Origin of the sequence: Agrobacterium sp. CFBP2214, from assembly GCF_030209895.1 — a bacterium.
GTDB lineage: Bacteria > Pseudomonadota > Alphaproteobacteria > Rhizobiales > Rhizobiaceae > Agrobacterium > Agrobacterium radiobacter.
On sequence record NZ_JARVRC010000001.1, the window covers coordinates 1153721 to 1165695 of the forward strand.

Sequence of the window (11975 nt, forward strand, 5' to 3'; positions counted from 1 at the left end):
TCGTTGATAGAAACGGAGCCTTTCACATTTGGTCGAGTGGTTCCGTCCTGCTCAGTGCGAAACCCAGCTGCTGTAAGCCCCTGCAAGAAGAACCACCAGCAGAATGACAAGTATGACCGGATTGATCGATGTAACGAAGCTTACATATTCCATGATAACTTCCTCCTCTTCCGTCCACCTTCATTCTACAGCAAAAAGGCGAGCTCATCTACCACAGGGTGAAATTTCGCATCGCAGCAACCGGCTCTCGGTATGGGCGGAAAATGCTCGTCATTATGATTTTTTGCGATGCAAAAATAAATCTTCCAACATTTGCCATTCTCTTGCGTTGTCTCTAATTCTCATTCGGGTTCGGTCTCTCCGGCCCGCCGGCCGCCGTCGGCAAACCACATGAATCACCGCCGGCCTGCCCTGGCTCCTGCCTGTCTTCACTCCGCAACACTCTTCCCCGGGGACATGAAATGCTGAAAAACATCTATGCCTGGACGATGGCGCTCGCTGCGCGCAAAACCGCTGTATGGTGGCTGGCGATCGTGGCTTTCGTGGAAAGCTCCGTCTTCGTCGTGCCTGCGGATGTGCTTTTCCTGCCCATGGTGCTGGCCAAGCCGAAAAAGGCGATGTTTTATGCACTCGTTGCAACCGTCGCCTCGGTTCTCGGCGGCATCGCCGGCTGGTTCCTCGGTCATTATGCTTTTGAGAGCCTTGCCCGGCCCATTCTCGAATTTTACGGCAAGCTCGACAGCTTCGAGCATCTGAAGAACTCGGTGGATTACGAGACAATCGTTCTCCTGCTGGTGACATCGGGGCTCGCGCATCTGCCGCCGATCAAGGTCGTCACGATCCTCTCCGGCGCGGCCAATATCAGCCTTGGCCTCTTCATTCTTTCTGCTGTCGTCACGCGCGGCGCGCGTTTTTTCATCCTTGCCGGGTTGCTGCAGAAATACGGTGAATCGGTACGCCATTTCATCGAAAAACGTCTCGGCGCCATCACCGCTGCGGCCGCCGCCGCACTCATCGCGGTCTATGCCGTCTACGTTTTTGTGCGTTGATCAAGCGCAAATTTTCTACTCTTACAATACTGTCGCAGAACTTTCAGCTTACTGTCAGAATCCACCTGTATCGGTTCTCTCGTCGAATGAGGGAACCGTTTTATTATGCGAAGATTCTGGAAGTGCTCCTTTTGGGGCATGGGTATTGCTGTGCTTGCCACAGGCGGTTATCTCTACGCCATTCAGCTCCTCGGCAATTTTCACGAGGTGGTCGCGGGGCAGCTTTATCGCTCCAACCAGCCGAGCAATGAGCAGCTCGTCCGCTATACCAAGGACCATGGTATCAGGACGGTCATCAATCTGCGCGGTGCGAATGAAGCCAAGGCCTGGTACAGGGATGAGGTCGAGACCTCCCGCGAGCTCGGATTGAATCACATCGATTTCGGCATGTCGGCCAGCCAGGAGCTTGACATGAACAGGGTCAACGAGCTGGTCGCGATCATGCGCGATGCGCCGAAACCCATTCTCATTCATTGCAAGGCCGGTGCGGACAGGACAGGTCTTGCCACCGCTCTCTATCTCAGTCGCGTCGCACGGCTTGATGAGGAACAGGCGGAAAGCCAGCTTTCCTTCCGCTTCGGCCATATCGGCATTCCCTATCTGTCGCAAACCTACGCCATGGACCGGACGTGGGAAAACGCGGAAAAGATGCCTGTCATCGACGATTTCGCGATCGCGTCCAACGAATATTGAACATGGCCTGGGGCAGGCGGTGTAGGCAACAGATGCCGGCACCGCCCTTCGTCGCGAGACACCCTGCTGGCTACCGCCCACCCAGCGGGCTACCACGCAGCCTTAAACTCATCCCTCCGCCCCGGCAGCCGACATGGCGAGGGATTTTTGTCTAAGGCTCAATCGACTATCTGGCTTGCCGGCATGCGTCATCGCACCCAAAGACGGTGGCGGAGACGATTCTAATCCCGCCTCGCGTCGGGCTTCCACCCGCGCGTATATCCATTTCCCATGATGGCGACCGCAAGGGAAAGCTGTTCCTGCAAATGCTCGATTTCGCCGAGAAGCGCTTCGACAGCCGCCTTCGCATCGCCGTCATGACACTGGATGACATATCCCGCTATGTCGTCGGGCCGTGCAGGGGTGATTTTTTCAGCGTCGGGCATAGTGGATGACCTCTCTTTTGTTCACTAAATGTTCTAATTTTAACGGAGAGTCAACAAGGCAATGCGCGCTGTCCTTCTACGGCTAGCGGCTTTACACCTGAGCTTATATTGTCGGGAATTTAACCGGAGAACGCTCTCGATCAAAAATGGGGATCGAGAAGACAACGGTCGGAGCACGGGATTCTGGCCCAAACCCCTACGGCTTGGTGCCGCAGAATCAAACGTTAATGAACTGACGGATCGTCGCCATCAAGGAAGCTGCGAATCCCATCTTTCTCACAAGTGGCCAGGAATTCTTCCCAGGCGTCTTTATCGGTGGCGAAAGGTTCGTCCCAGGTGGTGACATCGTCGTGCTCGCTGATAACCTCGAGCGTCCAATCCTGCTGGGTACCAGCGGGCCGGTAGATATCAACAAGGACGGTGATGCCCTCGTCTTCAAACTCGCCCGAGAATTCTGAGTGTTCTATTTTCGGTTTTTTTGCCATCTCAGCACACTTCGTTCTCAAGGCTTGGATAAATGCACACCCGAACAGGGTCTTTTAAACTCGCGCATAGCGCTCATTACTAGAGAGCTAAAACAAATATAGCCAGCTCTGGGGGAACTGGCTATCTATCTGATTTTAATGGTCGGAGCGGCGGGATTCGAACCCACGACCCCTTGACCCCCAGTCAAGTGCGCTACCGGGCTGCGCTACGCTCCGAACCTGAAAGCCGTTTATATATAAGCCTGTTAGGGTGCAAGCGGAAAATGGTCTTTTCATAAAAAAAGGAACAAAGGGTGTGGACGGCAGGAAAGGGCCGGGGCAGGGTGATGCTTCCCGGCATGGGCGACCGTCAAACGCGTGACACATCCTCTTTCCATCATTGCCGGAACAAGCTGCGTTCTTCGGCGTTCAATCGCAGCGGAATTGAAACTCAGGGAGACGAACTATGTCCGAACTCGTCGTTGTTGGTTTTGACGGAACGGAAGTGGCCGACAGGGTGCTTCTGAAGCTTGCAGGCCTGAAAAAGGAATATCTGGTTGATCTGGAAGATGCCGTGGTCGTCGTTCGCGATGAAGACGGCAAGGTGCATCTGAAGCAGAGCGTCAATCTGACGGCAATCGGCGCAAGCTCCGGTTTCCTGTCTGGCGGTCTGTGGGGCGGCCTTGTCGGCCTGCTGTTCCTTAATCCGCTGGCGGGATTTGCCATCGGCGGCGCGATTGGCGCCGGCACGGGCGCCCTTGCGGGTTCGCTGACGGATTTCGGTATCGACGATGATTTCATCAAATCACTCGGCGAGACCATTCCCAATGGTTCTTCGGCGCTATTCGTGCTGATCCGCAAGGTGCAGCCGGAAAAGGTGCTGGCAGAATTCGAAGGCCTGCGCGGGCGGGTCATCAAGACCTCGCTGTCGCCGGCGCAGGAAGCGCAGCTGCAAAAGGCGCTCTCTGGTGGAACCGAACCGGCCACCGCGCCTGCCGTCTGAGCAGACGAAAAAGCGACGCTGCGGCATGTTCCATGTCGCAGCGATCCGTTCAGTCCTCGGGAAATCTGGCTTTATACGGTCAGGGCGCCGTTTTTCGCCTGTGGCCAGGTGAGATAATAATAACGGCTGCCGACGCTGCCGAAAAACGCGCTGTCGCCGGAAACAGTGTCGACATAGGCGCCGGTCTCGCTTCTGGCATAAGCCGAGCCGTCGCGTTTGAGATGGTCTTTCAGAAAGTCGCTCCATCCCGTCGTGGTGATCTCCGTCGTCGGCTTGGAGGTGGTTTTTGTATCGGAGGCCACGTCCCACGCCTTGATTTGGGCGCCCTCGGCGGGATCGGAGACCGTCAGCGTGCCTGTTGTCAAAGCCTCCAGCATGGCCTTGGCCTGCGAAGCCTTGTCCGGGTCCCTGGTCAGTTCTTCCAGCATCTCCTTCAGCTCCTTCATGAAATCGGCCTTGCTAATATCGCCGGAAGAAAGCTGCGTATCGATATCGTCGGTCTGCGTGTCTTCGCTCGAGGTCTGGGAATATTGCGCCAGAAGCTGGGTGAGGCGCGTATTGGTGGAAGAAGATGAGGTGTCGAGCCCGTAGGAATCGAGGAGAGCCGCCCGCGTCGAGGAGGATGTGGCAGGGGAATTGTCTTCCTGCTCCTTGATGGCCTTGAGGGCGAGCCTGGTGGCGGTTAGGCGGGTGGAAAGGTCGATGGAGGAGACCATTGCGCTAGCTGTTTCCTTGATCGGGCGATACGGATCATTCGTACCGAACCGGCGCAGCGGGCATCGATCCCGCCTTTCGTCCTCTCTCATAAGAAGACCGGGTACATCCCGGCCGTGTTCGGCCTAGGATGCACCCGGTCTTAATGGCCGGACTTTGCGCGACGCTTGCGGATCAATTCTCCTGAACGGAAACGCCGTTCGGGCCGATATTCATCTCGATCCCCTTCGGCTTGCTTTCCTCGTGCCAGACATAAGCCCCAAGGCCAACAAGGACCACCAGGAGTGCGCCGATGATGAGATAGAGATTATTGGTCTGCGTCATAAGATGTCTCCCCGTTTGACAATCAGAATCGGGGGCTAAACGCATGAAATGGCGTAAGGTTCCGTAAGGGTAAGCATTTTAGGCGGCCCGCGCGCGGCGGCGCAGGCTTTCGCGCTTTTCAAGCGCCATGCATCCCCACAATATGCCCAGCAGCAGGAAGAAATGCCGCCAGTGGTCGGTATCAATGACGGCGCCGATCATTACGTGTCCGACGAAGGTCACCCAGGAAATGATCAGGAACGGCTGCCACGGGCGTGGCCGCAGCAGATGCCTGAAACCTGCGGCAATGGTCCAGCAGATCAGGACCAGATAGATGACGAAACCGAACCAGCCATGCGTGGTCAGGCTCTTCAGCCAGATATTATGTTCGGCGGCGGGGAAGATATTGTCGAACACCATGGGGCCGATGCCGAGCGGGTGTTCCATGGCGAGCAGGAAGCCGAGATAGTGGCGTGCAAAACGCCCGAGATGGCCACCATCATAAGATTGCACCGCCGAAGCGCGGCTGGAGAACAGATCCGCCACCTGCTTAAACTGCAGCGCGATGATGACCGCCGCAACCATCAGCCCGGCGGCGACGAGAAACAGCACGAGGATTTTCAGACGAAACGCAGCCGTCCGTTCCTTCAGCAACATGACGAAGACGAGGAGAATGGTGGCGAACAGAAACAGGCCCCAGGCCGCGCGCGAGAACGACAGGAACACGCCAAGCGACAGGATGAGCAGCCCGACGATCCGCCAGGGCGCATGCATCGCCTTGCCGGTGAGAAGGCCGTAGATCAGGTAAAGCGACGGTGTCACCAGAAAGGGACCGAAGACGTTCGGGTCCTGAAAGGCGCCTTTTGCGCGGTCGTAAAGAGTGAAGACCTCAAAACCCGGAATGGCGTGGAAATATCCGATGATGCCGAGCAGCGCTGTGATCAGCGCTGCCGTAAGCCAGGCCCGGAAAATCAAAAGCAGCCGCTGGTACTTGTCCTCCACGATCGCCGCATAAAAAACCGAGGTCAGCGCCAGGAAGGTCGAGACGGCGAGATAGAGCGGTCCCTCATCCAGATCGGCCATGGTGGTGAGCGAAAGATAACCGCCGACATTAAAGGCAAGCAGCAGGCACAGAAGCAGGACGACGGTGCGCGAAAGGCGAAGGCCAAGCAGGAACCACACGGCCACCTGTCCCACCATCATCAATTCATAAGGGGCCGGTTCGGAGATGACGAAGCCGGAAAGGAACACGCCGAAGGCGATGAAGAACGATCCGATGAGCCGCATGGTGGCCAACGGTGCGTCGAAATTCGCCGCGTGCTGGTAACCGGTGTGGGTCAATAGGCGTTTTCCGATTTGAGCAGCCGTATCGGCGTGAGGAACAGGATCTTCAGATCGAGGAACAGTGACCAGTTCTCGATGTAATAGAGATCATATTCGGTGCGGAACTTGATCTTGTCGCCGTGGTCGATCTCGCCGCGCCAGCCGTTGATCTGCGCCCAGCCGGTAACGCCGGGCTTCACCTTGTGGCGCGCGAAATAATGCTCCACCACCTCGGTATATTTCAGATCGCCCGTCTGGGCATGAACGGCGTGCGGGCGCGGCCCAACGAGCGAAAGATCGCCATAGAGAACGTTGAAGAGCTGCGGCAGCTCGTCCATCGAGGATTTGCGCAGGAAGCGGCCGACCGGTGTGACGCGGGGGTCGTTCTTCGTCACGGCTTTTTTGGCGGTCGGATCGCTGAGTTCCGTATACATGGAACGGAACTTCCAGACATTGATCGTTTCATTGTTGAAGCCGTGGCGCTTCTGCTTGAAGAGAACAGGGCCTTTCGAGGTCGTTTTCACCGCAATTCCCGCCCCCAGCATAACCGGCCACAAAATGGCGATACCGATGAGGCTGAAAGTAATGTCGAACACCCGTTTCGCCACCGAATCCCAGTCACGGATCGGCTTGTCGAACACATCGAGCATCGGCACCTTGCCCACATGGGAATAGGCGCGGGGACGGAAACGCAATTTATTGGCATGCGCCGCGATGCGGATATCGACTGGCAGTATCCAGAGCTTGTGCAGGAGCTGGAGAATACGCGCCTCGGCACTGAGCGGCAGGGCGATGATCAGCATGTCAAGCTTCGTCAGACGGGCAAACTCCACCAGTTCAGCAAAGGTGCCAAGTTTGGGATAACCGGCGACAACTTCGGGAGAGCGGGCGCTTTTCCGGTCGTCAAAGATACCGCAGATGCGGATATCGTTATCGGATTGCTGCTCCAGCGAGCGGATAAGGTCCTTAGCGGTATCGCCACCGCCGACGATGACGGCGCGGCGCTCCATGACGCCGTTGCGGCCCCAGTGGCGAATGGCAAAACCGAGGATCAGTCGACCGGCGAAGATCGCGATCGCACCCGTTGCGTACCAGATGCCGAAGGCTTGCCAGGAGTGCAGCGCATCGGGAAAGAAGAGGAGAAGGAAACAGCCAATTCCCACGAAGGAGAGACAGACGGCGCCCTGGATGCGGGCGAACATCTTCAGCGGCGTGCGCAGTGTCGGAAGCTGATAACAATCACCCGCCTGCAGAAGAAAGACGCAGAGCGCCGCCCCCAGCACGCCACCGCCGAACACCGCCAGAAATGTTTCGAGACCGCGATCGGCTGCGATGCCGTTGACGATGGCGGCGATGACCACGAGCATCGTGAATTCGAGAAGCCGCAATTGCCCGATCACCATATTGGGCGAATGATTGCCGGCGCGAAGCTGGTTGGCGATCTGCCGAGCAAGCGGATTGAGAACGACGGGTTCGGATGCGGAGGATTCTCCGGTTTGACGCTCGGAGATTTTCTTGCGCAATGACGCCAGATCGAATTGCAGTCTGTCCTTGTCAGTCTTGGTCATTGCTTTGGTCCGCACCCTCCAGCGCATCGACCTGAAAACCGCACAGATTTTCAACCGGAACGATACGCAACCTCAAAGTGGTAGAGCGCCCTTTGTGCATCCGGGTGGATGGCCGCGCTCTACGAGCAGAAAACTAGCCGAAACATGCTAAGAAACGTTTATGATCAGTTTCTACAGGACGGCTGGAATATACAATTAAAAATCGTGTTTTTAAAATAACTTTAGCTCGTCAGCAGGTCGCGATAGAGCTTCATCATCTCATCGGCCATAACAGGGGTTGAAAATTTCGCCTTGAAGCTGTCGGGGTGCGGCATGACCCGCTGCGCCCAGTCGGCATCCTCGGCATCCTTGACCATGATCCGCGCCAGCGCATCGGCATCGCCCGCCGGGACGAGCGCCTCGCTGTCTTCTCCGAGGATTTCGGGAATGCCGCCGACATGCGAGGCAATGACCGTCTTTCCCGCCGCAAGCGCTTCCAGCACGATATAGGGCATGGCTTCGGCGCGCGAAGGCACCACCACCGTCGTCGCCAGTTCGAAAGCCTGTCTGGCGGGCATGGCCGCATGCATGGAAATCCGCCGGGAAAGCCCGGCCTTGTCGATCATCGCGGCATATTTGTCCCTGTCCGGTCCATCGCCGACGATCACGCCGGACATGGGCTGGCCGAGGCTGCGTTCCATTTTCGCGAATGCCCTTATGAAGACATCCGGTCCTTTGAGATCACGGAGCATGCCGATGTAGAGGAAACGGGCCGTATCATCGCGGGCGGGGACGGTTTCGAACTCGCTTTCCTGCACGCCGTTATAAATCATCGCGGTGTGGGTGCGCGGCTTGCCGACCTTGGCTTCGTAAGTCGTCTGCTCGAAATTGCAGACGAAACAGAGCGCATCGGTGAAATGCTCCTGAAACCGCTCCAGCCGCAGGAAGAGCTGCCCCTTCAGGCTGTTTCTGGCATAATGCAGGCTGCCGCCATGCGGGGAATAGAGGCGGGCTACGCGATACCTGTTCGCCCGCAGGAGTGAGCCGATCAGCCGGGCAAGAGCGCCACCCTTGGCGCTGTGCCCGTGCAGAATGTCCGGCCGCAAACTTTTGATGTGCTTGTAGGATTTCCACAGCGCCATGAGGTCGCCGGGGCTGATGGACCGCCGGATGGGCAGGCGGGTGAGGCCAAGCTCCAGCATCGGCGTGATCTGTGCGAAAAGCCGTTCCTCATGCGCACCGCCGGTGGAACTGTCGCAGACGATGCCGACCTTGTGGCCCTGTTTGACATGTTCCTCGATAAGGTCGCGCACATGGCGGAAAACGCCGCCCACCGGGGAGCGGAAGCAGTGAATGATGCGCAGGGGAGGGCCGTCATCCGACACGTTCGCCGCTCCGTTTTCAGAAGAAGCGTTCGCGTACATAGACGGTGTCACCCGCCAGAATGGGGGCGGTAATCCCGATCCGGCCGGTCATCACCTCGGCATTGATCTTGCGGGTGATGTCGACATCGGCCTGGTTGGCGCGCGGGGTGAAGCCGCCGGCAATGGCGATGGCGTTCTGTACCGTCATACCAGGCACATAGGAATATTGGCCGGGACGGCCAACTTCGCCCATGATGAAGACCGGACGATAACGGTCGATCTCGATCGTCACGTCGGGATCGCGCAGATAACCCTGGCGCAGCTTGGCGGCGATGGCCGCTTCGAGCTGCGGCAGCGTCTTGCCGCGCGCCGGAACCTGGCCGACCAGCGGGAAGGCGACGTAACCGGCCTGATCGACCGTATAGGTATTGGTCAGCCCGGCCTGCTCGAACACGTTGATGCGCAGCCTGTCGCCGCTATCGACATGATAGGGTTGCAGGGCAGCCTCATTGAAGGACCTCGGCGCGGGTTGATATGCCGCGCAGCCGGAAAGGGCCGTCAGAACGGCAAGCGTCAGTGCGGTGACATGTCGTGATCCGGCGAGCGGCATCTGATCTGGCTCCGAGTCGATCTTTGATCATTCTTATCGTTCTGTTAGGGTTAATGTGCGGTAAACAACCCGGGCGAGCGATGGTAATATCAGCTTTATTTCGTCGGATTCTCCGGGATTAACTGTTGTGTTACCGGCAAGACTTAAACTTCGCGAAAATTGGCCATCTATATTTGAGCGCCCGAGGTTTGTCTCGGTTACGGAGCCTGCATGAACGGCGATCGCATTGACGACAGGGATGTGGATATCGATCTTGCGCAGCTTGTCGCAGCCATATGGCAGCGCAAGGGACGGATCGCGGCGATCACGCTTCTGGCCGGAGGCTCCGCCTTCGTGATATCAAGCATGATGTCGCCTGCCTACAAGGGCGAGGCGCGCGTGCTCATCGAATCCCGCACCGCCTCCTTCGGCGCTTCGCAGCAGTCCAATGCGCCCGCCGAGCCCGTGCTCGATGAATTGACCGTTTCCAGCCAGGTGCAGATACTGCAGTCGGTCGATCTCATCAAGCAGGTCGCCAAAGACATGAAGCTCTATGAGCTGGATGAGTTCGATCCCGAAGCCCATCCTTCGCTCATTTCGCAGCTGCTGGTCGCCGTCGGCGTCAAGAAGGACCCGCTTCAGGTGCTGCCCGAAGAACGGGTGCTAAAGGCCTTCCGGGAGAAGCTGCAGGTCTATCAGGTCGAAAGCTCGCGCGTCATCACCGTCGAGTTCTCTTCGCAGGACCCCAAGCTTGCCGCCGCCATCCCCAATGAGATGATGAAGGCCTATATCGCCCTGCAGAGCGGCGCGAAACTGGATACAAGCACGGAAGCGGCGCGCTGGCTGGAACCGGAAATCGCCAATCTGCGCGAAAAGGTGCGCGACGCCGACAGGAAGGTCGCAGATTACCGCGCTTCGTCCGATCTTCTCTCGGCGGGGCAGGGCGAAACCCTCGCCACCCGCCAGCTCAGCGATATCTCCACCGAACTTGGCCGTATCCGCGGAGAGCGCGCCAATGCGGAGGCGCGGGCGGAAGGCGTGCGCAACGCGCTTGCTACCGGCCGTCCGCTTGATACTTTCCCCGATGTCGTCGGTTCCCCGACGATCCAGAGGCTGAAGGAAAACGAAACCACGATCCGCAGCCAGATTTCCGATCTCTCGTCTTCAATGCTGGAAGGCCATCCGCGCATCCGGGCGCTGCGCAACCAGCTCGACGGCATACAGCGGCAGATTCAGGAGGAAACCCGCAAGGTGCTGGCAAGTCTCGAAAACGAGGCCAATGTTTCGCGTCTGCGGGAACGGCAGCTGATCCAGCAACTGAACATGCTGAAATCGGAAAGCGTGCGTGCGGGTGAACAGCAGGTCGGCCTCAACGATCTGGAGCGGGAAGCTTCGGCGCAGAGGCAACTTCTGGAAACCTATCTTGCTCGTTATCGGGAAGCGACGTCGCGCGCCGGCTCGGTGGATTCCACGCCGGCCGATGCTCGTGTCATTTCGACGGCGGTGGAGCCGCGCGAACCCTATTTCCCGAAGACCGGCGCCATTACCATCGTCGTTACTCTGGCGGCCTTTCTGCTGTCCTGCATCGTGGTCATGCTGGTGGAGCTTTTCACCGGCCGGGCCTTGAAGCCGATGGGCCGGAAGCAGGTTCCGCCGCTCTCCGATCCGCCTTCCCCTTCGCGTGCTCCAGCCGATCCGGACAAGGCAACGGATATGCCGGAACAGCCTGTTGCCGTGCATCATGAGAGCATACCGTCTGCTGCGCGGGCCATGCCGGTTGCGGCATACCAGCCCGCTGCCGAAAAGGAGCAACGGCACCTGCCGGCTGTAGCCGCTACCGCCACGCTGGCCCCGCCGGTGGAAGCTGTCGCGGCTGCGAAGGAAGAGGCAGTGGAAGAGGACGTTGACACTTCTGACGATTTCTCGATCGATGCTATCGCAGGTTTCCTGGCCAGCCGTCTTGCCAAACCGGTTGCCGCCATTGTGTCTCCAGCCGGTGATAGCGGTTCGACAACGACCGTCATGCTGGCGCGCGCTTTGTCCGAGATGGGCCGTTCGGTCGTTCTCGTTGACATGACGGCGTCTGCCTGTCCGACGCGGCTGATGGCGCCGGAAGCCGGGCTTCCCGGTGTCATGGACCTTCTGGCGGGTGCGGCCGCCTTCGGTGAAACCATTCACAGTGACCGCCTGTCCGACGCCCATATCGTGCCGCGCGGCAATGCGCAGCCGCGCGAGGCCATGCACGCGATAGATCGCCTGACGATGATCCTCGGCGCGCTCTCCGACGCCTATGATACGGTTCTCGTCGAATGCGGCGCGGTGCAGATTTCGAGCCTTGGGAAAATGCTGCGCAACCTGCCGGCGGAAATCATCGTCTCGGTGCCCGGCAAGGATAGCGAATTGCTGGAAAAGACGCTCGGTGAACTGGTTGCCCAAGGCTATGAACAGGCATTGCCGATGACCGGTATGCGCAAGCCGGACCGGCTGAGCGCGGCGTGATC

12 protein-coding genes and 1 tRNA gene are annotated in these 11975 nt (G+C 58.4%); 4 read left to right on the top strand and 9 right to left on the bottom strand.

Going from position 1 to position 11975, the window contains the following annotated elements:
* Nucleotides 1–461 precede the first annotated feature (461 nt).
* Both QRN60_RS05750 and QRN60_RS05755 read left to right on the top strand, forming a co-directional pair.
* The gene (locus QRN60_RS05750; RefSeq protein ID WP_020810809.1) at nt 462–1049 is read left to right on the top strand and encodes a YqaA family protein; all 588 of its coding nucleotides are present in this window, start codon (nt 462–464) and stop codon (nt 1047–1049) included.
* 138 nt (nt 1050–1187) lie between these two features.
* Nucleotides 1188–1742, top strand: a complete 555-nt coding sequence (locus QRN60_RS05755; protein ID WP_003502298.1) for a dual specificity protein phosphatase family protein — start codon at nt 1188–1190, stop codon at nt 1740–1742.
* 221 nt (nt 1743–1963) lie between these two features.
* On the opposite strand, the gene QRN60_RS05760 is transcribed toward QRN60_RS05755, so the two are convergent.
* The 3 genes from QRN60_RS05760 to QRN60_RS05770 all read right to left on the bottom strand — a co-directional run bounded on the left by QRN60_RS05760 (nt 1964) and on the right by QRN60_RS05770 (nt 2868).
* Nucleotides 1964–2167: a hypothetical protein gene (locus tag QRN60_RS05760; RefSeq protein WP_080866081.1), complete on the bottom strand. Its 204-nt coding sequence runs from the start codon at nt 2165–2167 to the stop codon at nt 1964–1966.
* 224 nt (nt 2168–2391) lie between these two features.
* Nucleotides 2392–2652 carry a hypothetical protein gene (locus QRN60_RS05765; protein WP_003502300.1) on the bottom strand — a complete coding sequence of 87 codons (261 nt, stop codon included), beginning with the start codon at nt 2650–2652 and terminating at the stop codon, nt 2392–2394.
* A 139-nt stretch (nt 2653–2791) separates the two neighbouring features.
* Nucleotides 2792–2868: transfer RNA gene (locus QRN60_RS05770), tRNA-Pro, on the bottom strand.
* 229 nt (nt 2869–3097) lie between these two features.
* Here QRN60_RS05770 and QRN60_RS05775 point away from each other — a divergent pair.
* On the top strand, nt 3098–3634 hold the full coding sequence (locus QRN60_RS05775) for a DUF1269 domain-containing protein (RefSeq protein WP_003502301.1): 537 nt from the start codon (nt 3098–3100) through the stop codon (nt 3632–3634).
* Between the two features lie 71 nt (nt 3635–3705).
* Here QRN60_RS05775 and QRN60_RS05780 read toward each other — a convergent pair whose 3' ends face one another.
* From QRN60_RS05780 to uppC, 6 genes are all read right to left on the bottom strand, one after another.
* Nucleotides 3706–4350, bottom strand: coding sequence for a hypothetical protein (locus QRN60_RS05780; RefSeq protein WP_129565046.1), 645 nt, complete (start codon nt 4348–4350; stop codon nt 3706–3708).
* 172 nt (nt 4351–4522) lie between these two features.
* On the bottom strand, nt 4523–4672 hold the full coding sequence (locus tag QRN60_RS26595; protein WP_003496532.1) for a hypothetical protein: 150 nt from the start codon (nt 4670–4672) through the stop codon (nt 4523–4525).
* Between the two features lie 78 nt (nt 4673–4750).
* Nucleotides 4751–5992, bottom strand: coding sequence for a polysaccharide biosynthesis O-antigen ligase family protein UppF (gene uppF / locus QRN60_RS05790; RefSeq protein WP_003502303.1), 1242 nt, complete (start codon nt 5990–5992; stop codon nt 4751–4753).
* Entirely contained in the window at nt 5989–7542 is a 1554-nt protein-coding gene (gene uppE, locus QRN60_RS05795; protein WP_031233998.1) for a polysaccharide biosynthesis glycosyltransferase UppE, read from the bottom strand. Before uppE ends, uppF begins: the two co-directional genes overlap by 4 nt.
* 221 nt (nt 7543–7763) lie before the next feature.
* Nucleotides 7764–8906, bottom strand: coding sequence for a polysaccharide biosynthesis type 4 glycosyltransferase UppD (uppD, locus tag QRN60_RS05800; RefSeq protein WP_065694935.1), 1143 nt, complete (start codon nt 8904–8906; stop codon nt 7764–7766).
* A gap of 16 nt (nt 8907–8922) precedes the next feature.
* On the bottom strand, nt 8923–9495 hold the full coding sequence (uppC, locus tag QRN60_RS05805) for a polysaccharide export protein UppC (protein WP_003502309.1): 573 nt from the start codon (nt 9493–9495) through the stop codon (nt 8923–8925).
* 210 nt (nt 9496–9705) lie between these two features.
* On the opposite strand from uppC, the gene uppB reads away from it, so the two are divergent.
* Nucleotides 9706–11973 (top strand): polysaccharide biosynthesis protein UppB, encoded by a 2268-nt coding sequence (gene uppB, locus QRN60_RS05810; RefSeq protein ID WP_129565047.1) that lies wholly within the window; start codon nt 9706–9708, stop codon nt 11971–11973.
* Nucleotides 11974–11975 lie beyond the last annotated feature (2 nt).